At 30.2% G+C, this 25,576-nt stretch carries 18 protein-coding genes; 16 read left to right on the top strand and 2 right to left on the bottom strand.

What is annotated here, in order from left to right:
• Positions 1-48: 48 nt before the first annotated feature.
• The 8 genes from mnmA to hpt all read left to right on the top strand — a co-directional run bounded on the left by mnmA (position 49) and on the right by hpt (position 7,349).
• On the top strand, positions 49-1,176 hold the full coding sequence (gene mnmA, locus CJJ23_RS03785) for a tRNA 2-thiouridine(34) synthase MnmA (RefSeq protein ID WP_095335032.1): 1,128 nt from the start codon (positions 49-51) through the stop codon (positions 1,174-1,176).
• On the top strand, positions 1,169-3,799 hold the full coding sequence (gene alaS / locus CJJ23_RS03780) for an alanine--tRNA ligase (protein ID WP_095335031.1): 2,631 nt from the start codon (positions 1,169-1,171) through the stop codon (positions 3,797-3,799). Before mnmA ends, alaS begins: the two co-directional genes overlap by 8 nt.
• The gene (gene ruvX, locus CJJ23_RS03775) at positions 3,800-4,213 is read left to right on the top strand and encodes a Holliday junction resolvase RuvX (protein WP_095335030.1); all 414 of its coding nucleotides are present in this window, start codon (positions 3,800-3,802) and stop codon (positions 4,211-4,213) included.
• Between the two features lie 9 nt (positions 4,214-4,222).
• Complete coding sequence (locus CJJ23_RS03770) at positions 4,223-4,699, top strand: hypothetical protein (protein ID WP_095335029.1); 477 nt, start codon at positions 4,223-4,225, stop codon at positions 4,697-4,699.
• Between the two features lie 2 nt (positions 4,700-4,701).
• Positions 4,702-5,442 carry a BC85_0335 family putative methyltransferase gene (locus tag CJJ23_RS03765; RefSeq protein WP_095335028.1) on the top strand — a complete coding sequence of 247 codons (741 nt, stop codon included), beginning with the start codon at positions 4,702-4,704 and terminating at the stop codon, positions 5,440-5,442.
• Between the two features lie 10 nt (positions 5,443-5,452).
• Entirely contained in the window at positions 5,453-5,929 is a 477-nt protein-coding gene (gene greA / locus CJJ23_RS03760) for a transcription elongation factor GreA (RefSeq protein ID WP_095335027.1), read from the top strand.
• A 7-nt stretch (positions 5,930-5,936) separates the two neighbouring features.
• Positions 5,937-6,611 (top strand): deoxynucleoside kinase, encoded by a 675-nt coding sequence (locus CJJ23_RS03755; protein WP_095335026.1) that lies wholly within the window; start codon positions 5,937-5,939, stop codon positions 6,609-6,611.
• Between the two features lie 156 nt (positions 6,612-6,767).
• Positions 6,768-7,349 (top strand): hypoxanthine phosphoribosyltransferase, encoded by a 582-nt coding sequence (gene hpt / locus CJJ23_RS03750; protein WP_095335025.1) that lies wholly within the window; start codon positions 6,768-6,770, stop codon positions 7,347-7,349.
• A gap of 52 nt (positions 7,350-7,401) precedes the next feature.
• Here the strand turns inward: hpt and CJJ23_RS03745 are convergent, their stop codons facing one another.
• Positions 7,402-9,444 carry a hypothetical protein gene (locus CJJ23_RS03745; RefSeq protein ID WP_095335024.1) on the bottom strand — a complete coding sequence of 681 codons (2,043 nt, stop codon included), beginning with the start codon at positions 9,442-9,444 and terminating at the stop codon, positions 7,402-7,404.
• Positions 9,445-9,943: 499 nt separating this feature from the next.
• Here CJJ23_RS03745 and CJJ23_RS03740 point away from each other — a divergent pair, with 499 nt between their 5' ends.
• Positions 9,944-11,905 carry an MYPU_1760 family metalloprotease gene (locus CJJ23_RS03740; protein WP_095335023.1) on the top strand — a complete coding sequence of 654 codons (1,962 nt, stop codon included), beginning with the start codon at positions 9,944-9,946 and terminating at the stop codon, positions 11,903-11,905.
• 111 nt (positions 11,906-12,016) lie between these two features.
• On the opposite strand, the gene CJJ23_RS03735 is transcribed toward CJJ23_RS03740, so the two are convergent.
• The gene (locus tag CJJ23_RS03735) at positions 12,017-14,035 is read right to left on the bottom strand and encodes a hypothetical protein (RefSeq protein ID WP_095335022.1); all 2,019 of its coding nucleotides are present in this window, start codon (positions 14,033-14,035) and stop codon (positions 12,017-12,019) included.
• A 358-nt stretch (positions 14,036-14,393) separates the two neighbouring features.
• Between CJJ23_RS03735 and CJJ23_RS03730 the strand changes: the two genes are divergently transcribed.
• The 7 genes from CJJ23_RS03730 (at position 14,394) to CJJ23_RS03700 (ending at position 25,467) form a co-directional block, all read left to right on the top strand.
• Positions 14,394-14,660, top strand: a complete 267-nt coding sequence (locus CJJ23_RS03730) for a hypothetical protein (protein ID WP_084232004.1) — start codon at positions 14,394-14,396, stop codon at positions 14,658-14,660.
• Between the two features lie 135 nt (positions 14,661-14,795).
• Positions 14,796-15,095 (top strand): 50S ribosomal protein L21, encoded by a 300-nt coding sequence (rplU, locus tag CJJ23_RS03725; protein WP_084232005.1) that lies wholly within the window; start codon positions 14,796-14,798, stop codon positions 15,093-15,095.
• Positions 15,096-15,104: 9 nt separating this feature from the next.
• Positions 15,105-15,362, top strand: a complete 258-nt coding sequence (gene rpmA / locus CJJ23_RS03720; protein WP_095335021.1) for a 50S ribosomal protein L27 — start codon at positions 15,105-15,107, stop codon at positions 15,360-15,362.
• Positions 15,363-15,439: 77 nt separating this feature from the next.
• Positions 15,440-16,174 (top strand): DNA-processing protein DprA, encoded by a 735-nt coding sequence (locus CJJ23_RS03715; protein WP_095335020.1) that lies wholly within the window; start codon positions 15,440-15,442, stop codon positions 16,172-16,174.
• A 202-nt stretch (positions 16,175-16,376) separates the two neighbouring features.
• On the top strand, positions 16,377-20,048 hold the full coding sequence (locus CJJ23_RS03710) for a DNA-directed RNA polymerase subunit beta (protein WP_095335019.1): 3,672 nt from the start codon (positions 16,377-16,379) through the stop codon (positions 20,046-20,048).
• Between the two features lie 105 nt (positions 20,049-20,153).
• Positions 20,154-20,981 (top strand): nitroreductase family protein, encoded by an 828-nt coding sequence (locus tag CJJ23_RS03705; protein ID WP_095335018.1) that lies wholly within the window; start codon positions 20,154-20,156, stop codon positions 20,979-20,981.
• A 181-nt stretch (positions 20,982-21,162) separates the two neighbouring features.
• On the top strand, positions 21,163-25,467 hold the full coding sequence (locus tag CJJ23_RS03700) for a DNA-directed RNA polymerase subunit beta' (RefSeq protein ID WP_095335017.1): 4,305 nt from the start codon (positions 21,163-21,165) through the stop codon (positions 25,465-25,467).
• Positions 25,468-25,576: the final 109 nt, after the last annotated feature.

The following is a 25,576-nucleotide window of genomic DNA, read 5'->3' as shown; positions in this document are numbered from 1 at the left end:
TAAAACCACAGTTGTGGTTTTATTTTTATAAACAAGAAAGGAATCAAAATGGCAAAAGTAGTAGTCGGTTTATCAGGTGGAGTTGATAGTTCCGTAGCGGCTTATTTATTAAAACAGCAAGGTCATGAGGTAATTGCTGTTTTTATGCGTAATTGAGATTCATATATTAATAACGATTTTAAAGGTAATAGCACTATCAATGACAGTGTTTGTCCTCAAGAACTTGATTATCAAGATGCACAAAAAGTTGCTAAAGCATTAGATATTGAACTTCATCGAGTTGATTTTATTCAAGAATATTGAGACCATGTTTTCACTAATTTTATTGATGAATTTAAAAAAGGCAGAACACCTAATCCTGACATTTTATGTAACAAATACATTAAGTTTGACAAGTTTTTAAACTATGCTTTAAAAACTTTTAACGCAGATTATATAGCAATGGGACACTATGCAAAAACTAAAGGTGCTAACCTTTATAAAGCAAAAGATCAAAATAAAGATCAATCCTATTTTTTAGCTCAGCTTTCACCCTATCAAGTTTCAAAAACATTAATGCCACTTGCTAATCTAACTAAACCTGAAATTAGAGCAATTGCAAAAGACCTTAATTTAATCACTGCTAGCAAAAAAGATTCCACAGGAATTTGTTTTATTGGTGAAAGAAACTTTCAACAATTTTTACAAAATTATATTCCAGCGCAGCCAGGAAAAATTGTTTCAACAGTTACTAATGAAGTAGTGGGACAGCATCATGGTGCGATGTATTACACTTTAGGACAACGTAAAGGTTTGAATTTAGGTGGTATGAAAGAACCACATTTTGTCAGTGGTTTTGATCTAGAAAAAGCAATCATTTATGTTAGCCCTCAATCACATGAAGATGCTTTAATTTCATATGCTTTAGATGCTTCAAATTTTAATTTTATCGGTGAAGATTTTGATAATATTAAATGAGAAAATATCACAGCCAAATTTCGCTATCGCCAAGTTGATGAACCTGTAAAAGTGCAATTTATTGATAAGCAAAATATCAAAGTTTTTTACCCTCAAGGTTCTAAGGCAGTAACACCAGGGCAGCAGGTTGTTTTATATCAAGGTGAACGCTGTTTAGGTGGTGCTGTGATTGAAAAAACATATTCAAAAAAATTAGAATTAGGAAACATCAATGCTTAAATTAACTTCAAAAGAAATACGTCAAATGTGAATTGATTTTTTTAAAGAAAAAAATCACTATTATTTACCATCAGCATCATTAGTACCAATTAATGATCCTTCTTTATTATGAATTAATTCAGGTGTTGCAACCTTAAAAGACTATTTTTCAGGGATTAAAATTCCACCTTCATTAAGATTAGTTAATTCACAAAAATCAATTCGTACCAACGATATTGAAAATGTCGGAGTAACTGCAAGACACCATACATTTTTTGAAATGTTAGGTAATTTTTCAATCGGTGATTACTTTAAAAAGGAAGCACAAAAATGAGCTTTAGAATTTTTATTAGACACTTTAAAAATTGATTTAGATAAATTATATTTTACAGTTTTTGAAGAAGATGAAGATGCATACCAAATTTGATTAGATTTAGGAATTGAAAAAGATCGTATTATCAAAGGGTCAAGAAAAACTAATTTTTGAGATGTAGGACTTGGACCTTGTGGACCAAATAGCGAAATTTTTTATGACCGTGGTGAAAAATACGACCCTGAAAAAGTTGGTATAAAACTTCTAAAAGAAGACTTAGAAAATGACCGCTACATTGAAATTTGAAACTTAGTTTTTTCAACATTTAATAATGATGGGAAAAATAATTACACTCCCTTAAAATCAAAAAACATTGATACAGGTGCAGGTTTTGAAAGACTAGTTTCCATATCACAAGATGCTCCCACTAACTATGACACAGATTTATTTTTACCTATAATTGCTAAAATTGAAGAACTAAGTAATAAAAATTATGTAATTGAAAATTACTTTGATAATGAACCAATTCAAAAAGAAATTAATACTGCTTTTAGAGTTATTGCTGATCATATGCGCTCGTCAGTTAATGCAATTGCTGATGGAGTTGAACCTTCAAATGTTGGCCGTGGTTACATTATCAGACGTTTAATTAGAAGATCATATCGCATGGGCATTCGCTTAGGAATTAAGAGTCAAACATTCTTACATAAATTAGTTCAAGCAATTCATGATGCTTTAATTTTTGATTATGATATTGATAAAGTTTCAAAAATTATTGAAGAAGAAGAAATCTTATTTTCAAAAACAATTGATTCAGGATTAAAAATTTTAGAAAAAGAATTAGAGCGAACTAACAATCAGATTAATTTTGCATTTGCTTGAAAATTATTTGAAACATACGGTTATCCAATTGAATTAACACAAGAAATTTTAAGAGAAAAAAATATTCACTTAGACATTAGCGAATTTGAAAAATATCGTGAAATGCATGTTGAAAGATCTCGTTCTAAAAAAGGTCTAGCAATGAAAAACGTTGTCAATTCATTAGCAGATATAAAATCAAAAATTGGTGAATTTATTGGTTATGAAAATTTAAATTCAACAAGCAAAATTTTATTTTTAGCTAATCAAGAAAATGAAATTGATGAAGTAAATGGCGAAGCATTTTTAGTGCTAGATAAGACACCTTTTTATGCAACTAGTGGTGGTCAAAAACATGACCAAGGATATCTCCAACAAGGTGATGGAAAAATTAAAGTTTATGAAGTCTTCAAAGATAAATTTGGTAACCATGTTCACCATGTAAACGGGAAGATAAATAAAGCAAAAAGTATTGATGCTTTTGTTGATCCAAATAACCGTGTAAATCTTGAAAGAAACCACTCTTCAACGCACTTATTATTCAAAGCACTTAGAGAAGTTTTTGGAAGTGAAATCAAGCAACTTGGTTCTAATAATAATGAAAATCGCTTGACCTTCGATATGCCTGCAAATAAGAAGCCATCTGCAGAAAAAATCGCTGAAGTTGAAAGATTAGTTAGACATTATATTGACTTAGATGTAACTAGAACTTATTCTAATACAGATGTTGAAAATGCTCGAAAAATGGGGGTTATCATCACAATTGAAGAAACAGAATATATGGATCCTTCAAATGTTAGAGTTGTAAGTTTTAAAAATATTACAAGTGATTTATGTGGTGGAACCCATATTTCAAACACAGCAAGAATTGAAAATTTTAAAATCACTTCTGTAGAAAATAAGGGTACAGGAATCTTCCGTGTAACTGCTGTTACAACTCATAAATTAGTTGATAAATTTAATAAATCTAGATTAGAAAAAATCAAAGAAGAAATTGCTAGATTAAAGAAAAATATTTTGGAATATGAAAGTCATTTTAAATTCAAAAAAATTGAAGAAGATGATCTGGAATTATTAATTGATTGCTTAATCAAATATAGTGAAGAATTAAAAGAATCTTTAAAAACTGTAATTAAAAATAATTCTAAAAAAGTTGATGACAAAATCAACGTTAAAAACTATATTAAAAATGATCAACTTTTCATTATGAATTTAGATGTTGATGATTCAATAATTACTAATCAAGCTGCTGCTTTAAGAAAGCAAAACAAAACTGCAGTTGTCTTATTATCTTCGAATAAAAATGCTAATTCAAATAAATTTGTAATTACTTCTGAAGAAAAAGATGTTAAACAAATTTGAAATGAACTAGCTAAGAATTTAAAAATTCGTGGTGGTGGAAATGAGAGAATGATGCAAGGTGTTATTCTTGAAAAACCAAACTACGAAAAGATTGAAGAACTTTTATAAATGAGAATAATTGCTTTAGATTTAGGGATTAAAAGTTGTGGAATTGCAATTAGCGATCCTTTTAATATGTTTGCAATTGCCTTAGAAAATTATATGTTTTCAGAAAATGATTTTCATGCTTTGATAAATCACTTAAAGCAAATTTTTCAAGAATATGAAATTCAAAAAATAATTTTAGGTTATCCTTTAAGGATGACTGGTACTAAAAGTCAAACAACTTTAATGATTGAAGATTTTAAAATTTTATTAGAAGAAAATTTTAAGCAAGAAATTATTTTGTTTGATGAAAGGTTAACAACTAAAAAAGCAATGACTCATTTAAAAAATGCTAACCTAAGTACAAGCAAAGCAAAACAGCATAAAGATGTAATTGCTGCAACACTAATGCTAAATGAATATTTAAATAATTACTAAGGAGTGATTGTGCCAAATGATAATGAACTTGCAAAAAAATTTTTCAAAGATCAACTAGACAACTTTGAAAAATTTGTTGATGAAGCAACAGTTGAATTTACCACAGATAATGGAGTAGAAGAAGGTATTCACATATTTGCTGCTAGTGATGTAGATACTGATTCTAAATATATCTATATTTTTACAGCAGGAGAAATCTATCCTTTTGAAATTTCAGAAGAAAGCCAGTCAGCAAACCTTGTTGATGATGAAATACTTCGAAAAAGTTTAATGGAAATACTTTACCTTTGAATGTCTGAGGATGAAATTCATGAAAAATTAATACGTAAAGTTTTTGATTACTTCGAATACGATTTTATTTATGAAAAAGATTATATTGATTTTTTATTCCAAAAAAGTCGTAAATATCTTAATGATGCACCGAAGGTTAAGGCCTTAAAACTGAAAGTAAGCACTGATGAAGACAAAAAAAGCGAGGATAAATAACCTTGAGTGACGGATTAAAAATTGGTCTTGGTGTTAGTGCTGTAATCGTTTTAATTTTAGGTCTTCTTTTTTATTTTTATATGTTTAAAGCTGTAATTAGAAAAAAGAAAGAGCTTTTCAAAGTTGAGGATGCAAATATTTTTAATAGCAACATCAAAAGACCAAATAGCGGTGATGTAGATAGTTCTTTAAAAACTATTTTGAAATCATCTTTCAACATTTTTGACCTTGAAGAACTATTAAACTTAATCTACCAAAAGAGTTATAAAAGTGTTGCAGTTTATGGAAGTGATACTAATTTTTTAGCACTTAGCATTTGAAAACAAATTCAATCAGGTGTAACAGTTTTTGATAGTAATTATAAGGATGATTTAGATAAATCTAAACTAAGTGAAACCTATGATTATTCAAAATTTGAAAACACTAAATTGCCTAAATATGATCTAATAATAGTCAATCAGGCAGATATAAAATACGATAAACTTTTTGAAGAGTATTTTTATGATTTAAATGATAATGGAATGCTTACAATCATTGAAAATTCTAAGCAAGCAGATATTAAAGAATCATGAAAAAAACTTGAGAAAAAATTAGTCAACTTATTAATACCAACTGCAAGTATAAAATCAAAAGAAACATTAACTTTCATTTATAATTTAAAAGTAAAACCAGTAGAAAAAGCAGTTACTCAAGTGCAAGCACTTGAAAATAAAATTGAACCTACTGAAGAAAAAAATAATTAAAGGAATTAATATGTCAGAAATTATTCAAGATAATAATAAAATTTACTTAACTGAAGAAACATTGAAACTTTATAAAAAGGAATTAGACCATCTGATTAGAGTTGAACGTCCACGAGTTATCGAAGAAATTAAAGATGCTCGTTCACAAGGTGACCTTTCAGAAAATGCTGAATATGATGCAGCTCGTGAACAACAAGGAATCATTGAAGATCGTATTAGTGAACTTGAAAATATTATTTCACGTGCTGAAATAATTAAAAGTAATAACACTGATTCAATCGGAATCGGTTCAACTGTTAAGTTTAAAAACTTAACAACATCAGAAGTTTTTGAAATCAAAATTGTCGGACCTCTTGATGCAGATCCTTTTAATAATCTAGTATCTTTTGATAGCCCTCTTGCCATTAGTTTAAAAGGAGCAAATGTTGGCGACACTGTTGAAATCGATGCACCTACAAAATATAACGCACAGATTTTAGCAGTCTAGGTCTATTATGATTATCGGTATTTCAGGAATGATTAGTGCTGGAAAATCGACCCTAGTTGAAAGTTTAAAAAAACTTTATCCTAGGTCACTTTTTCTAGCAGAATTTGAAGAAGAAGATGAAATTTTCAACACCTTCTTAAAATGACTTTATGAGAAAAAACCACACTTGACAATGTCTTTTCAAACTTATGTAGTTGAATCTCATTCAGCTAAATTCCATAATATTTTGAAAAAATTTGTTGAAGAAGAACTTGATCCTATTTACGATTACATCTTTCTAGATCGTTTTGCAATTGAGCATTACATTTTTGCCTATTTAAATTTACTACCTAGTGGCGAAAAATATTTAAATGCTTATGATTCACTATTTAGTAAGATGATTTTTGAAGATGAAATCCCTGATTATGCAATTTATTTAGATGTAACTTACGAAAAATTTGTTGAAAGAATTAAAAACAGGGGTCGTGATGTCGAAATTGCAAATTTCAATTTAAATGAATCTTATTTTCAACAACTACATGCAATTTACAAACCTAAATTTGAGGAACTTGCAAGAAAATACAAAATTCCATACACTATAATTGACACAACATATTTGGATCATCAAGGTGTTCTAGACAAAACTGTTGCTATCTTAAAAATCATTAGCGACGCTAAGAAAATCCAGTTCAACAAAATATAATTTTTAAATTTGACTTTCATAGAGAGTCATTTTTTATTAAAAAACATCTATTGGTTAATTTTTTAATGCAATTTCCTATTTTTTGCTAAATTACCTTCAAACCAAGAATTTTTAAAAAAATTGTAAGAAATTTTGATAAATCTATAAAATTTATTTATGACTGAAGAAAATAAAACTAAAATTCATCCTCACTTTAAAAAAGTGATTTATGATGAACAAACTATTTCAAACAGAATTAAAGAGCTTGCTAAGTGAGTTGATGAAACTTATAAAGATAGCCAAAACTTAATTCTTGTTGGTATTTTAAAAGGTTCAATGCCTTTTATGGCTGAATTAATGCGTAACGTTACAAAAACACATGCCATTGATTTTATTGTCGCCTCATCTTATGGAGGAGCAAATGAATCAAGTGGTAGTGTTAAAATTGTGCTAGATTTAGCTGCAGATATTCGTGGTAAAGATGTTTTACTAGTCGAAGATATTATCGAAAGTGGTATCACTATTAATAAAATTGTCAGACTTTTAAAAGATCGCAAACCTAATTCAATTAAAACAATCACCTTGATTGATAAACCATTTAGAAAAGAAACTTTTGTACCTGAAAAAAGTGGCTTTTTACTAGAACAAAAAGTTTTCCTAGTTGGTTTTGGATTAGACTACCAAGAAAAATTAAGAAATATACCATATGTAGGAGAGTTTAACCAAGATTTTTTAAATCACCCTGATTACGATAACTAATCAGGTCAATAAAAAATACTAGCACCATTTAGCTAGTATTTTTTATTGATTTTTATGATTCAAAACCTTCGTAAGTAACAGTCAATTCTTCACTAGTTATGCCAGGTTTACCATTTTTAGGTGCTCCATGAATTGTGAATTTCATTTCAACTGTCTTACCTTTTGCAGTTGCTTTAAAAGTTTTGAAACCTACACTTGGTTGTACTAAAAGAGAAACTAAAGCATCATTATAATCTTTTAATTGTTCCTTAGTAATTGTTGAAGTGGTTTGATCTAAATCTGCAAAGAATATTAAACTGATTAACTGTAGTTGCCTTCTTTCAAAACCTTGATTTAAAAAGCTAGCAGCTTGTGCAGCAGTACTTTTTGGTCTATTTCCTTCTGCTTTTGCAAGTTTAGAAATTACATGTTGACCATTAATTTTATCTGTAACTTTCTTAAGTTCAACCTCACTAGTTGTATCAACATCTTTAGTTAAATTTGTAATATTTATCTTAGCTAACTTAGTAGTTTTTAAATCAGGATATGTAACAAGCAGACCAATTGTTCAGGTAGTTAGATCACGGTTATTGAAGTTGTTATCCAGAGTCACAACTTCTAAGTTTTCAAGCAATGTATCAAATTCTGCTACCAATAATTCTTTAAAAACATCAGCGATTGTTTTTTTACTTTCTCCACTTGTAATATCTGCTAATTTCGCTGAAAGATTGTAACGAACAAATGATAGCTGTCTTTGTCTATCATTTTTTTGGGTTTCAACACTGGCATCAACTTGTCAGTCTTTTGCTTCAAGTTTTTTAATAGTGTCATCTAGTTTTTTAACTTTTTCAACATCATCAAAGTTTACAAGTTTAAAACTTGCTGTTAGCATTTCAGAATCAGGGGCATCTTTGCTTGTTTTTAAAGTCAAAGTTATAGTTGTTGATTTTGATTGTTCATCACTAACTTGCTTTGCACTGACAAAAGTTTTTGGACTTAGTTCAAAAACATTCAAGAATTTTACTAACTCTTTATAAGCAACTGATGATGTTGATTTTGCTTCGGGTTCATCAATTAATTCTTTTAATAAAAGAAGATTATGGTTTTTTAAACTCTCAAAATATGTTTTAAAATCACTTAAAGTAGATACATTTTGAATATTAAATTTTCTAGGAAATTCTGGTGTTGGAGCAGCAAATTGTCGTGGTTTGGGTGCTTCAAAAGATTTGTTTTCTAGTAATTTTACTAGTTTTTTCAAATCATCTAAACTAGCAGTTTTTGCAAGGTTTGAAATTTTTATGGTTACAGGAACTGATGTTTGTCCTGTGTCTTTCAAGGTTGCTGAAATTGTTATAATTCCTTTATCATCATCTGCTTCAAAAGTTACATTTACAAGTTTTGCAGTTTTAATTTCAGATTTAAATTTTGTAGGTAAACCAAGGGCTAAGTAGTCACTAAAAGCTTCGCCACCACCTTGTTCAGTTGGGCTTTTTAAAACTTGTTTAAAAATTTCTATTTGTTCAGAAGCCAAATTAAGTTCAGGATTTGGGATATCAATTAAGTTACCATTTTGTCCTTGCACTAAATACCTCAGAGCAAAAACTTCTTTCTCAAGGTTTTCTTTAATTTTTTCTAGGCTCGTTTGTGGTGCTTTTAAGTTTATTAGTTTAGCTTCAACATTAGATAAAGTTGCATCAGATTTTTTTAGAATTAACTTCATGGTTGCAGTTGTTTTTCCACTACTTTCTAAAGTAACTTTTGTTAAGGTCACAGTTTTTAAAGCATTAGTAAATTCCTTACCGAAGTTGTCTGAAAGCAGTTTTTTAACCATGTCTTGGTCAGTTGCTTTTACCTCACTTTTGTACGAACTAAATTCAGTTTCCAATTGTTTAAAAGTTTTAGCAAAGGCAGTTTTACCAGTTAAACCTCAACTTTTAGCACCTAAAGCAGTTTTAACTTCTTCAAGTTCTTTTTCATCTGCAGTTTTTGGTGGATCTTCTGGTGTTTTAGTATCTCCACCTGGAGTTTGCGTACAAGCAATCGTGGTTGCTACTACTGATACTGCACCTAAAGATGCAAGAATTAATCAAATATTTTTTTTAAATTTTTTTCTCATATGTTTATAGATTTCCTATAAGCCTTTCTAATTGTTGTTTCGATAAGTATTTAAGTTAAAAAAATGTAATCATCTAGTTTGATGATTACATTTGCTGTAGTTATTTACTTGATTTTTATAAATAAATGTTGCTACTATTTTCTAACTTTTAGGTAAAACAAATGTAATCATGACTTTTTTGATCATGATAAAGTTATTGGTTCAATAAATTTGTTTACCGTTTAAATACATGACATTATTTTAAAGAAAAAATATTTTTTACTGCAGAAAAAAATATTTTTTGGTTTTTTATTTTGGTTGCTTTCACAAATGGAGAAAATATTTTTGATTTAGAGAATTTCTAGAAAAATTTATTTTTTTCATATAATAAACTTATGAAAAATTTTAATACAAACAAAATTATGTACTTCACTAGTAAATAGTGTGTCATTTTGTATTGTAATTTTCAAGACAAAACGGCACACAAGTGTCGTTTTTTATTAAATTTTAAGAGGTATTTATGAAATTAAAGTTTAAAAAAATATTTTTACCTGTTGCTGCAGTTTTATCAACTTCAGCACTTTTAGCAGCAATTGCTTGTTCTAATGAAGGAGACAAACCATCAGATCCTAAAAGCCCTGAACTGAAATTAGAAGTAACAAATTTAGAAGCAGATTTGCAAAAAAGTGAATCAACTTTTTTAGAAGACACAGAAAATTCTTATACTTATCAAGAAGGCTTAACAGGTTTAAAATTTTATGTAAACAAAAATAAATCAAGCAACAAATTCTTTTTTAGTAAGGCTGAAATTGTCGAATTTGTTAGAACTTTTATGAAGGAAATTGATTATGGTCCTGAAATCACTGCTTTAAATGGAGTAGTAATTGATTTTGCAAACGAAATAGTTCCTAACACAGCAGGCTTATATATTCCTGAATTAAAACAGGTTTTTGCTACAACTGATGTTGCGTCAAGAAACCCTAATTTAACTTATCAGCAACGAGTTGCTTATATTTTACCTACTTTAAAACATGAATATATTCATCATTTTGCAAGTATTTATATCGATAGAGACTTTGATTCAAAAGTATTAGATTCAACTAATACACAAGCAACAATCGATCGCACTGGTAGAGATGGATTTATTAAAAACTACGACAAGCATTTTTACGATAACTTTACTAAATTATTAAATTATGCTAATACACCAGTTAATAAAACATATTATGATGGTTCAATTAAACAAGGCCCTTGTTTATGTAACTACCTTTCAGCTTCATCATTATTTAATATGTCAAACGGCACATCACAAGAAAATTCTGAAGATGTAGCACTTTTTGAAAATGCCTCTAAAGATTGAAATGGTCAATTGACTTATGACACTTTTCAAAGTAATTTACCTCCTAATCAAACAGCAGAAGAATTAAAAGGTACTCAATGAGATCCTACTAGTGAAGAACGGGCAAAAAATCGTAACTATATTTCTAGGCCACTTAGCAAACAAGGAATTAACTACCACTATTCAATGGCTGAATTAATTGCTCGTGAATGAACAAAACTTTCACAAACTTCAAACTATGATGAAAGTGAAAATGGTGACACATTTCAAAACTGATTTTATACGCAAGGTTATACCCCCTCAGGAACTCCAGGGCCTTCATATCAGGCACTAGCAGATGATTGAAGTCGTACAATTGAATTGCGTTCAGGTGCTGTTAAAAATAGTGTTGGAAATTGAGAAACAGATCTAGTAATTAGACTTGAAGGTAAAAACGGTAAGCTAATAGCAGCTAATTCTGCTTATGGCGGTGTTTTAAAAATTATAGATAAAAACGTCACTTTAAATGACAATTCAAAAGCTCTTTACAACACTTATTTAGCAGCTGCAAAAGCTGATAATGAAATTAGTAGCCTAACTGTTTTAAATTCCTTAGATGTTCACACAACAACATCTTTAGATACAAGTAAAATTGGTTTTGATAAAATCAATAAAGATAGCATTAGAGTTGGTGGTTTTTTAACTGAAGAAAAGGCTAAAAAATACAAATCACTAATTGTTAAGGGAGATTATGCTACACCATATGTAAAAACCGATTTAGTTTTTTTAAATTGAGACAATAACTCAAAGACTGCCGATGATTTTACTATGAGAGCAAAAAGTTCTTTATTAAGTATGACAAGGGATCTTGATCCTGTTTCAAGCAATTTTTCAGGTGAAAAATTAGTTGCTTTTTATGCAGGAGCAAGAATTGATTTTTCAAAAGCAAAAGAGTTATATTTTTGAGAAGATAAAAATAATGATTCGATTGTTCAAGAAAGTGAATTAGTAAAACCAGTTAATAAAAATCAAAATCTTGTAACTTCAAACACTTCATATATGTATTCTAACTATGAAAAATATGCATACAAATTAGTAACTGATAAAGATGGAATTGTTAAGGTTGAAAAACAAACAGATTTAACAGTTGATGCAGACAGTTAATTTTTGATAGTTTTCTGAAACAGGCTTTTTACCGATGTTTTAGAATAATTATTGATTAAAATGAATTAAAAAAAGTACGTTTTATTCGTACTTTTTTGCAATCAATTTTATTTAAAACCCTACTAATATTAGAGTAATTCAATCACTTGAAATTTCAGTGGAATCACTTTTCTTAGTAACACCAATTTTGAATTTTAAGGTTAATTTTGTAGCTTCAGGTATTGCTTGTGCTTCAGTTATTGTTGGTCCATCTAAAGTACCCCAAATCGCTAAAGTATTTTTAACTTTGTTAATTTTTTGTTTGCTAGACAAACCTGTTGATGTTTCAAATTTTAATAAAGCATATAAGTCTAATAAACTTAATTTATTATTTTGATATGCTTTTTTTAATCTCTCATTAGCTTGATCAGTTGTTGATTTTTCTCCGGTATCTAAATGAGTAAGTTCAGTATGAAGTATTGTGCCATTCATATCCTCGCCTGCTTTTTTAAGCAATTCGACATCTTCAAAGTCAATGTCTTTAGTTAAATTAGTAATATTAATTGTAAAAGATTTTGTAGTTTTAAGACCTTTATAACGAGCTAAAAAACCGATTGTTCATGTTGTTTGATCACGATCTTTAAATTTAAAATCAGGATATACAATTGATACATTACCTAGCGCTTCTTTAAATTTAGAACCTAAAAGTTTTGAAAAAATAACATCTCTTCCAAAAAGATCTGTTGGATTGGATAAGTTGATATCTTGTTTTGTATTATATTTAATAAGGGACAAATAACGGCGCTGTGCAACATTGTAATCTTCAACTGTATCATCTACTGGTCAATCAGTTGCCTTTAAAACTTCAACCACGTCATTAAATTTTTTCAGTTCTTTTGGATCATCAAAGTTAATTATTTTAAAACTTGCTTTAACCATTTCTGAATCAGGGGTATCTTCTGTTAGTTTCAAAGTTATATTAATTATTAAAGTTGTATCTGTAGATTCTCCTAAAGATGCATTAACTACAACTTTTTGATCTGAACCAAATTGGTTTAAGATTGTAGTTAGATCTTGATAATCTTCAAAACCAGGTTTTCTTATTCCTGGTTGTTTAATTAGGTCGGTTAACAGTTTCAAAGAATTAGATTTTAAGGTTGCAAAATATTTTTTGTAACCTTCAACATTGGAAACTTCAATTGGAATATAAGTACCCGAAACGGATGAGTCAGTGTTTATTCTTGTGAGTGCTCTAGATGCATCAAATTCTTTATTATTGATGATCTCAGCCAGTTTTAAAAGGTTACCTGTTTTAAGATCTTTTGAAAAATTAGTGATTTTAATTTTTACATCTAAACTAGCTTGACCTGTTTGATTTAATTTTGCTTTGATAGTTAATGTACTAGTTTTATTGTCTGCACTAAAACTGAAGTTAGATAAGGTTGCATTTTTTAATGTTTCTTTAAACTTGTCTGATGTTTGAATTAATAAAGTACTTAAAACCGCTTCATCTCCACCATTTTCAGTTGCTGGTTTATGTAAAATGTCTTCATAATCTTTAGCAGCTGTTGTAGCAAATTTTAAAGTTGGATTTTCAACTGCAATAAATTTGTTAGCAGCAAGATCGTAGGTTAAATATTTAAACTCAAATGTTTGATTTTCAAGTTCGTGTTTAATAGTTTCAAGTGCTGAATCAGGTTCTTTTAAGTTGATAACTTTAACTTTAATATCATTTAAAGTTGCTTCATCTTTTTTCAAGTTTAAACTTAAAGTTGCACTTGTATTATCTAATGATGTGACAGTAATTTTATTAACGCTAATGCCATCTAGTATTTTTGTAAAAGACTTGCTAAAGAGATTTTCTAATAAAGTAATTACTTCTCTTTGAGAACCAACCTTGACTGCTTCTTTATATTTCTCCAGTTGTTTTTCTAAATTTTTAAAAGTTAATGCAAAAGCATTTTTACCTATCAAACCTCAACCATCAGTTTTAGCAGCCAATGCTTTACTAGCCGTTTCAAGGTCTTTTTGATCATCCTTTTCAGGATCTGCAGGATTTGTGATGCTAGTGCAAGCAATTGCACTAGCGATAGTTACCAAAGGAAGGGCAACTAATAAAGTTGATAAGATTTTTTTCTTAATTTTATTCATATATAAGTAGATATTTCTACTACCTTTCTTAATATTTAAAACATGTATTTAAAAATGTAACTGACTGATCAGTTACATTTGTGTGCGAATTGATTTTTGAGTGAAAGCAAAACAAATGTAACCTAAAAAGGTGACATCATAAAATAGTTAAAAACTACGTTTATTTGCTTTTGGTTTAAATACATAAACACATTTTAAATTATTTGCATTTTTTCCAGAAAAAAAGCCAGATTTTTTTGGTGCAAAAAGATCTGTAAAAAAATGGTGCCATTTTTTTGAAATTCATTAATTTTCTTTATTACTAATTGAAAGGAGCAAAAACAATACTAAATAGACTTTAATTTAATAAGGAGAAAATGTGTTAGATTTAGAAAAACTAACCGAAGAAGAAGAGGCAAATACATATGGTGGTGCCTTTTTAGCAATTATCGCTGCTATCCCAGCAGTTGTTTTGGCAATTACTTCAATTAGTAATTTGTTCCGTAGCTTTACAAGCAACGGATCAAGTTCAGGAGCAATTAAAACAAAAGAATTTGATTATAAATGAGAAAACGAAGCGCCCAAAGCCTCAGCAGAATCAGGTTCAAGTAAAGCCGACAACGTACCAATTTATTTTGGTTATTAATTTTTATTTTCTTACTTTTTGTATATAATGAAAAACGTTACAATTGTAACCATTCTAAAATGGTCATTTTTTAAGTATCACTAAAAACTTATAGTGAACACCATCAGGATGAATATTTAAATATCGGAGTTAAATATGTATGCAATTATTAAAACTGGTGGTAAGCAACTACTAGTCAAAAAAGATGATGTGATATTTATCGAAAAAGTCGAAGGTGACGAAGGTAGTACAATATCATTTGATCAAGTATTAATGGTGGGAGACAAAATCGGTACTCCTTACCTAGAAAAAGCTGTTGTTAGCGGAATTATTGAAAAACAAGGAAAAGCAAAAAAAATCGTTGTTTATCGTCATAACGCTAAAAGTACCCATAAACGTAAATATGGGCACAGACAGCCATATACAAGAGTAAAAATTACTGAATTGAAAGGATAGGTCCAGAACATGGCAAAAACAAAAGCAGGTGGTTCGACTCGTAATGGTCGTGATTCAGCTGGTCGCCGCCTTGGTGCAAAACTAGGTGATGGTCAATTTGCAAGTGCTGGGTCAATCATTTACCGTCAAAGGGGAACTAAAATTTTTCCTGGTGAAAATGTAGGTATGGGTGGAGATCACACCTTATTTACAAAAATTGACGGATTTGTAAAATACGAATCACGTAGAAATCGTAAATACGCTTCAGTATACAGCGAAAGAAAATAAAACTCATTACACAATAAAAAGGGCGCTTATTTATAGGCGCCCTTTTTTCATTTTTAAGCAATTTACAAAGGAATTAGATGAAAGATATAATCGTATATTTTTGAATCAAAAATAAAGGCGACTTTACACTCGCTTACAATGATATAAATAAACGCAATGCCATTGATTATGGAGTTTATTTATTTTACTTAAACAAGATGAAGGAACTTGATATTAAGTTCATCACAATCTTAGATGATGAATATCCAAAGGAACTTTTAAATAGTAATAAACCTCCACTTGTAATATTTTATAAAGGTAATTATGAACTTTTACATTCAGCTAATAAGCACACTTTAAATGGTGATATTGAAGATGCTGAAGCAGTTCACTTAATGAATGATTTTTTTGAAAATCATCCTAAAATTACTTTAGTTACAAGTAATTTTCCAGGTTTTGAAAGTCAGATAATTAATAAGGCTCGTGAGCAAAATATTGGCATTATTCATGTGCTTGCAAATGGTCTAGAAAGCCCGTATTTAGGGAATAATCAGATCAATTTTGATAAAGAATTACTACTTACAAAATACCCTTGATATGTTCATGTAAAACATTCAAGATTTTATGAACGCAATGAAATGATCGCTCATTTTTCTAAGCAATTAAGCTTGTTAAAATTGAAACCATCAAGCAAAATTTTAAACCAGTTGCACTACTTTTTAGAACTAGGAAAAGAGATTTTTGTCTTTGAAACTAAAGACAAAAATGCAGCAAATCAAGGCTTACTAGATGAAGGTGCAAGCAACCTTACGAATACATTCAAATATAATTAAAACCAGCTAAAAAACATCGAAAAGCCCCTAAAATAGGGGCTAAAAATAAATAAAATTTTTCAGATTTTATTTAAAAAATTCTATAAAATAAAAAGGCTATTTGCATTACTTTGCAATGGCTTTTTATTAATATTTTAAAGATTTTAAAAAGTTAGCAAAGTAGAGAATGCAAAAGAAACATTTTCTAGCTTAAAGGAGCACAATGGCAACTAATAAAACTAATTATGTCTTAAGAAAATTTGGTCCAATCACCGAGCGTAGAGACTATTCAAAAACTAAGAATAACCTACCATTAACAGACATTTTAGAAATGCAAAGAGATTCTTTTGAAGAATTTTTAAACAAACAAATCGAGAAAACTTTAAGAGATAGTTATCCAATTGTTTCAACCAATGGAAAAGTGGAAATTTCATATGTTCATAATTCACTAAGAATTGAAAAACCACTAGTTTCAGAAGTTAAAGCAATTCGTGAAGCAAAACAAAGAGGTTCAACTTACGCTGCAAATATTCATGTTAAATTGCAAAAACAAGTAACTGAAACAGGGGAGATTGCAACTGATGAAGTTCTACTTTGTGAAATTCCTTTAATGACCCGTGGTGGTTCATTTATTATTAATGGTAGTGAAAAAATTATTGTTTCACAGCTGATTAGATCACCTGGAGTTTATTTTTCAACTAAAACCCGTGACAAGCAATCTGACGATCTTTTCAACAAGGTCGATTTATTACCTCGTATGGGTTCATGAGTGGAAATTAAACATAAAGTTAGTGGTAATTCAATTGATAATGTCAAAATTAGAATTGACAAAAATAAGCAATTTTCACTTTCACTATTTTTAGTTGCTCTAGGTCTAAAACATGAAGACATGATCAACCTTTTTGGTAAAAGTGAAACTTTATTAGAAACCTTGAAAAAAGATAAATACGATTTTTCTAAAGATGAACATCGAACCATTATTCGTGATGCTCAAGAGAAAATTTTTAGAACAATTCGTAAGGGTGACCGCGTTACTAAAGAAGCAACTAAAAATTTAATTGCTTCATTATTATTTAATGAAAAACGTTATAACCTGACTGCATCAGGACGTTTCATTATCAACCGCAAATTAACCCTATTAGACCGTATTACAGGTACTTATCTAGCTGAAGATTTAAAAACTTCTAAGGGTGCAATCATCTTTGAAAAAGGAATTAAAATCGATAAGCAAGTTGCTAAAGATATTCAAAAAGCCTTTAGTGACGGAATTTTACCTTTAAGCAAATTAACTAAAGAAACTTCTTTATCAGATGATGTTTATGCACGTTATGGAGAAGAAGATAGCGAATTAAGAAGACGTGTTAACGTGATTAAAGTTCGTATCTTCAAAAACCGTCGTGACCGTGATTTAGCAGAAACTAATCCTGGAGAAGATAATAGTTATTTAGTTATTGCTAACGATCCTTCTTCAAATGAAAGACACTTATTAGTTTCAGATATTATTGCTGCTTTAGGTTACTACTTTAACCTAGGTGATGGTATCGGTTTAGATGATGATCCTGATTCACTTGTTAATAAAAGAATTGTTTCAGTTGGTGAATTATTATTAAACCAATTCATAATTGGTTTAAACAAAATGGAAAAAAACACCTTAGAAAAAATCTCAGCTAGAGAAGCATCTAAGATTACTCCAAAAAATGTAACTAACAATAAAATGGTACAAAACCAAATTAAAACCTTTTTTAATTCATCAAAACTTTCACAGTTCATGGACCAAACAAACCCTTTGGCTGAAATTAGTTCAAAACGTAAAATTACCTCTTTAGGGATGGGGGGGTTGAACCGTGATACTGCTCAATTTGAAGTTCGTGACGTTCATACAACTCACTATGGAAGAATTTGTCCAATTGAAACTCCTGAAGGTCAAAATATTGGACTGATCTTAAACTTAGCAACTTTCGCAAGAATTAACGATTTAGGATTTTTAGAAACTCCTTACTACCGAGTAAATAATGGTGTAGTTGATGCTTCAAAACCTATTTATTTAACTTCTTATGAAGAATTAGATCTGCATTTTGCACAATCAACAATTAATTTAGATGACAATAACAGAATTATCGACCCTAAAGTTACTGTTAAATATAACGGTGAATATACAATTGTTGATGCTACCGAAGTTGATTATGTTTCAGTTAGTTCAAATCAAATGACTTCACTAGCTAGTTCATGTATTCCTTTCTTAGAAAATAACGATGCTAACCGTGCCTTAATGGGGGCGAACATGCAACGTCAATCAGTGCCTTTATTAGTTGCTGAAGCACCTAATGTGGCAACTGGAATTGAAGCTGATTTAGCTAAATATTCTTCAGCTAACGTTAAGGCAAACCGTGCTGGTAAAGTTATTTATGTTGATGGAAAAGAAATTAAAGTTCAACCTTTTTCAGATAGTGATAGTAAAACTAGAACTGATGTTTATCAACTGCTTTCTTATGAAAGATCTAACCAAGGAACTGTCATGAGTCAGACTCCAATTGTTAAAGTTGGTGATACAGTTGAAGCTGGTCAAATTATTACCGATGGAAGTAGTTTCAAAAATGGAGAAATGTCAATTGGTAAAAACTTATTAGTTGGTTTTTCAACTTTTGAAGGTTATAACTTTGAGGATGCGATTATTATTAACGAACGCTTATTTAAAGATGACACTTTAACTTCAATTCACATTGAAGAACAAAGCATTCAGTTCAGAAAATTAAAAGCAGGAGATGATGAATTAACTGCTGAAATCCCTAACGTTAGTTTACGTTCAAGAAGAAATCTAAATGATGAAGGTATTGTTAATATTGGTTCAGAAGTTTTACCAGGTGATATTTTAGTAGGTCGCGTTTCACCTCGTGGTGATGAAAACACTAGCCCTAGTGAAAAACTATTAAATGGCATCTTTAACCAAAAAATTACTACTAAAAAAGATACTTCATTAAAAGTTAAAAACGGACACCAAGGAACAGTTATTGATGTTCAGATTCTAAGCCGCAAATTCGGAGATAAATTAGAAGATGGAATCGATAAAATCGTTAAAGTTTATATCGCTCAAAAACGTAAAATCAAAGTCGGTGATAAAATGGCTGGGCGTTATGGAAACAAGGGAGTTATCTCAAGAATTGTACCTGAAGAAGATATGCCATACTTAGAAGATGGAACACCACTTGATGTTTTATTAAATCCTCAAGGGGTTCCTTCTCGTATGAATATTGGTCAAGTTTTTGAACTTCACCTTGGAATGGTTAGTCGTTTAACAGGTGCAAAATTTGTTTCACCTGTGTTTGATGGAATCAAATGAGAAGACATTCAAAGCGAATTAGAAAACGCAGGACTTGACAGAAGTGGTAAAACAAAACTTTATGATCCTCAAACAGGATTACCTTTTGACCACCCAGTTTCAGTCGGAATGATGTACATGTTAAAACTTTCACATATGGTTGATGATAAGATGCATGCACGTAGTGTTGGACCTTATTCATTAATTACTCAACAACCTCTTGGAGGTAAATCTCAAAACGGTGGACAACGTTTTGGAGAGATGGAAACTTGAGCTTTAGAATCATATGGAGCAACCAATATCTTGCAAGAAATCTTGACTTATAAATCAGATAATATTGAAGGTAGAAATTACTTATATGGTGCTTTAACTAGTGGTACAGCGCTTCCTAAACCTGGAGTTCCTGAATCATTTAGCGTGCTTGCTTATGAACTTCGTGGACTAGGAGTTAAGTTCGAAGTTCATGAAAAAGATACCGATGATAATTTAGAAAATGAAATCGGTGATGTTGATGATTTAGATGATATCGAATTTGAAGATATGGACTCTGATTTCAACATTGATGCTTACGAAAACTAAGGTCTAAATGATCAAAAACAGCATACATGTTGCTGTTTTTATTGTTTTAATAAACAAAAAAGCAATTTTTTGAAACTTAAAAATAAATAAATATTGGAGAAAAAAATGCCTAAAAATCAAACTATTGATTTAATTTTAAAACGTCGTTCACATCGTCAAATGAGTGGTGATTCAATTACACCTGAAGATTTAGATGAAATCGTTAAAGCAATGAACGCAGCACCTACATCAAGTAATAAATTTCACGTTAGCGCTTTAGTAATTAAAGATCCTGAAGTTAAAGAAGAAATTTTTGCAAAAGTAAATATTGAAAGACAAAAACACTACTTAACTTCAGCAATTACAATTGTTTTTATGATTGATTTTAACCGTATTGAAACAGCAAGTAAAGTGCAAAATCAAAGTGTTGTAATCAAAACTTTTGATAACTTCTTAAACGCTTGAGGTGATGCTTATATCATGTTACAAAACGCAGTTATTGCTGCTGAAAGTTTAGGATATAACAGCACAATTGTTGGTGGTGTACGTCATTTTGGCTTACCTGTATTCTTACAAGAAAAATATAACTTACCAGAAAATGTCTTTCCCGTGATTGCTGTAAATATCGGAAAAAGCGATGGTGCAGCATTAGAAAGACCACGTTTAAATCGTGTTTACATCGATAAATACGATAAAAATGAAGTTGCTCAAGAGGTTAAAGATTTTGACGCAGTTGAAACAAAATTCTGAAAAGAAGTTATGAATGTTGATACAAGTTGAACCAAAGCAATGGTTAATGCTTATGCAAAAGATGTTTCACACGTTTACACAGATTTTATGAAACCATTATTTGATCCACACAAAGACTATCCTGAATTTTCAAATGAGCCACGAGAAAATTTAACAGCTGTTACTTTTGGTCTTAAAAAGCCTACTGAAGACGAAGATAAATAGGTTTTTTGTATATCAAAAAAAGGCTTAAAAATTCAAAAAATAATTATTTTTTTTTGATGCTAATCTATATAATGATGAAACATTGAAATTAAATAAGAAACAAGAATTTTAAAGTCGGAAAAATAACTTAAGTTGTTTTTCTTATTTTTATTTAATTAAAAAATTAAGACTGGAGAACTATATGGAAAAAGAAATTATTAAAACACGAGCATACCACTCGATTGACGAAAATAAAATCCAAAAAATTTCGCTTTCATTAGTAACACAAAAAGACGTTGAAGAATGATCTCATGGGGAAGTTACTAAACCAGAAACAATTAACTATAAATCATATAAACCTGAAAGATACGGACTATTTGATGAGTTAATTTTTGGTCCTACAACTGACTATAAATGTCCTATTTGTGGGCGTAAATATAAAAAATCAAACGAAGGTCAAATTTGTAATGCAACTTCACTTTGTGAAATTGAAAAACCTGAAATTTTACCTAAATTAGCAAGACGTTCAAGAATGGGTCACATCACTTTACATGTGCCTGTTGTGCACTTTTGATTCTTTAAAATTGACCACTCAATTATTTCAAAACTACTTGGTTTAAGAGTTGAAAATAGTTCAGAAAACGTTTCTAAAACTGATTTAGAAAACGTTATCTATTATAAGTCACACATCATTTTAGAATCAGGTGGATTAAAAAACTTACCTAAAAACAAAATCATCAACATTAATAATGCAGCTGAAATTTACAAAAATGTTTTAATTGAACTTAAAGAACGCTTACCAGATGATGAAGAAGCACAAGAAATTATTGATGAATCATTAAATGAAATTATTGAAATTTCTGAATCAAAATCAGGACCAGATTATGGTGTTGATTTTTACGAATTGAACGAAGTTATCGAAGAATATTCAGACGCAAAAATTGCAACTGGGAGTCGTGCAATTGAGTACTTACTAAAAAACATTAATTTAGAAGAAGAACGTGAAAAAGTTCGTGAAAAAATTAATGAAATTAATAAAGGTGAACTATCAGGTTCACACTTACCTGTTTCTAAAAAACAAGAACGTTCAATTCTATATAAGAGACTAAAAATTATTAACTCATTTATTGACTCTAAACAAGAGCCAATTAACATGTTAATTTACAAATTACCTGTTATTCCAGTTGAACTTAGACCACTTGTACAACTAGACGGTGGACGTCACTCAACTAGTGATATTAATGAATTATATCGCCGTATTATAATTAGAAATAACCGTCTTAAAAAATGACTTGATTCAGATGCTCCAACTCTAATTTTACAAAATGAGCTTAGAATGATTCAAGAAGCAGTAGATGCTTTAATTGATAATGCTAAGAAAAAACCTAAACCAGTTGTTTCAAAAGATAACCGTGCTTTAAAATCACTAGCAGATGCTTTAACTGGTAAAAAAGGACGTTTCCGTCAAAATATTTTAGGAAAACGTGTCGATTATTCAGGTCGTTCAGTTATCGTTGTTGGTCCTAATTTAAAAATTCACCAAGCAGGAATTCCCCGTGAAATGGCTGCTAAGTTATTTGAACCATGGATTATTAAACGCTTAATTCAAAAAGAAATTTCGCACTCAGTTAAAAATGCTCGTAAACTAATTGAGAACTTAAACCCAATTATTTGACCTGAAGTTGCTGAAGTTATTAAAGGTAGACCAATTCTACTTAACCGTGCGCCAACCTTGCACCGTTTATCAATTCAAGCCTTTGAACCTGTATTAATTAGAGGGCGTGCAATTCGCCTACACCCACTTGTTACTGAAGCTTTCAATGCCGATTTTGATGGTGACCAGATGGCTGTGCACGTACCAATTTCTGATGAAGCAGTGCGTGAAGCAAAAGAATTATTATACGCTAATCGTAACATTCTAGGGCCTAAAGATGGTGAACCTATCATCAACCCTTCTCAGGATATGGTTTTAGGAATTTACTACTTAACAATGGAAATTGCAGGTGCTAAAGGTGAAGGTCATGTGTTTGCTAATTTAGATGAAATTAAATTAGCATACGATTCAGGAATTGTTAGTTTACATGCTCGTGTAGCAATGCCTTTCAAAAACTTAAGCAAACTTTCAACAGTTTCAACTAATAAAGGTTATGTAGTTTCAACAGTTGGTAAGTTCATTTTTAATGAAGCTTTCCCTGAAAGTTTTAATTTCATTTTTGATAATACTGAAGCCACTTATGCAAGAAATGATTATTTTAAAAATTATCAAGTCCCTTATGGTGGAGATATCAAAGAATTTATTAAGTCAAAACCTATTAATGATGCTTTAACTAAGAAAAATGTTGCTCGTATTATTCGTGCTATTTACGAAAAATACTTACCAAGTATTTCTAAAGCAGAATTAGCGGAAGTGATTGATAAATTAAATGCTGAAAACTACATAAACGTACGTGATTTACTAGCAAATATTAAAGATGTTGAAGGTTATGATTTAAATTACACTCACATTTCAATGCTAGAAAAAATTACTATTATTGGTTTTGAAAAAATCAATAAACGTTTAAAAATTGAACGAAAACTAGATACACCTTTATGAGAAATGGAACAATACATTGAACTACTTGAATACGTTTGATTTGAGTATGTCAACTCAATTGCTTCATTCTTAGACAAGATTAAAGACCTAGGATTTAAGTTCTCAACTATTTCAGGAACATCAATTTCAATTGCCGACATTATGACAGTTGAAAACAAAAACGACAAGATTCGTGAAGGTGAAGAATACACTAACCAGTTGAAATCGAAATACAACCAAGGTTGAATTACTGATGACCAACGTTATTCATTAACTATTAGAAAATGATCTGAAATTAAAGAAAATATTCAAGGTGATTTAAAACGAGTTATTGAAAATAACGACTTTACTTTCAACCCACTATTTATTATGATGAATAGTGGTGCTCGTGCAACTATTTCTAACTTCGTACAGCTTGCAGGACTACGTGGACTGATGGCAAATAACGCACAAAGATTGAAAGCCGATGCTGAAAATGAGCGTGTTATTCGTTCAACCGTTGAAATTCCTGTTAAGTCATCATTCTTAGAAGGACTAACAAGTTTTGAATTCTATTCATCAACTCACGGGGCTCGTAAAGGACTTACTGATACTGCTCTAAACACTGCTAAATCAGGGTATTTAACTAGAAGGTTAATCGATGTTGCTCAAAGTATTGTTGTGCGTGAACCTGATTGTGGTGTTGATAGTGGATTTGTAATTAAGTCAATTATTGATAACCGTACTAAGTCAATTATCGTACCTTTATTTGAAAGAATTCAAGGTCGTTTTAGCATCAGAGAAATCAAAGATCCTTACGGAAATACTATTACAAAAGAAAATGAATTAATTACTCCATCAATGGCTCGTGAAATTATTAAACATCATGAAGCAGTTGAAATTCGTTCAGTTTTAGCATGTGCTACACGTAATGGAGTTTGTCAAAAATGTTTTGGAAAAGACTTATCAACATCAAGAACAGTATCAATTGGTGAAGCAGTAGGAATTACAGCTAGTCAATCAATTGGTGAACCTGGTACACAGCTAACCATGCGTACTTTCCATACTGGAGGGGTTGCTGGTGTTGAAGATATTACTGGTGGTTTTGGTCGCTTGTCAGAGTTAATCGATGCTTACCAAAAACCTTGAGGGCGTCAAGCTGAAATTGCTAAAACATTTGGTGAAATCATGAATATCGAAGAAAGAAAACACCGAAACGGTGCTTTTAGAGACTATCAAATTACTGTTTTATACGGAACTTCAGATGGCGGCACAATTGAAGATAAAATTAGTGCAAACACAACCTCAAGCATTCGTGTAAAAGTTGGCGATAAAGTAGCTCCTGGGGAAAAAATTGTCGATGGACCAATTATTCTAAACCAATTATTAGAATACGCAGGACCTCGTGCCGTGCAGTCTTACTTATTAAAAGAAATCCAAAGAATTTATCGTATGCAAGGGATTGCAATTAACGATAAATATGTAGAAATCATTATTAGTCAGATGCTTTCAAAAATCCAAGTTAGCTTACCAGGTGATTCTCAATTAGTTGCTGGTTCATTAATTAGCCGTGACAAATTTAGACAAATTACAGGTAAATTATTATCAGAAGGGAAACGCCCACCATTTGGTAAAACAGTTATTTTAGGGGCAAAACAAATTCCTTTATTATCTGATTCATTCTTAGCTGCTGCTTCATATCAAGAAAGTGCAAAAATCATTGTTAATGCTGCAATTTCATCAAAAATTGATAGATTAAGCGGACTAAAAGAAAACATTATTTTAGGGCACAAAATCCCTGCAGGAACAAACGTTTCAACAGGCAAAAACTCTAAATTTAATATTCAAGATCCTAAAGACTTCTTTAGACATCGTCAAAAACATAATCATGCGATCGAAATTGATCAAAAAATCTTGAATATGTTCCAAGATGACATTGAAGGAATGGACTTTTAAAACTCAAAAATAGCCTCAAATGTAGGCTATTTCCCGCATCGGCCTAATAACTGCAACAGAAAGGTTGTAGTTATTTTTTATAATATAAGTAATATGAAATACAAACAAG

This window comes from Mycoplasmopsis agassizii, assembly GCF_002276225.1.
Taxonomy (GTDB): Bacteria; Bacillota_I; Bacilli_A; order Mycoplasmatales; family Metamycoplasmataceae; genus Mycoplasmopsis_B; species Mycoplasmopsis_B agassizii_A.
This window is presented reverse-complemented; position numbering and strand designations above follow the sequence as displayed.